Genomic DNA, 253 nt, shown 5'->3' with positions numbered 1-253 from the left:
AAGGACAGATGAAATGTGCGGGCAAAGACCCGTCGTCTGCTTCCCAGCAGTTTTACTCCCTTGTGTCATAAGCAATACTTATCATATCGACATTTCTCGTCCCGACACCCTTACTGCAACAGAACCCTGGCACGACCATCTCGTTCGGTACATCAAGGACAAGGGCACCCATGCGTTCCGCAACAAATACGGGTATGGCCAGCGCGCGCTGGTCGAGTCGCAGATCTCGCGCATCAAGCGCTGTATCGGCGCG

General features: G+C 54.5%; 1 pseudogene. It reads left to right on the top strand.

Annotated features, from left to right (window positions below):
* Positions 1-13: 13 nt before the first annotated feature.
* A pseudogene (locus AB3X89_RS40700) lies at positions 14-253 on the top strand (hypothetical protein); the annotation flags it as partial.

This window comes from Paraburkholderia sp. BR14320, assembly GCF_040948665.1.
GTDB lineage: Bacteria > Pseudomonadota > Gammaproteobacteria > Burkholderiales > Burkholderiaceae > Paraburkholderia > Paraburkholderia youngii.
Note: the sequence above shows the minus strand (reverse complement) of the source record. Positions and strands in the feature narration are given on the sequence as shown.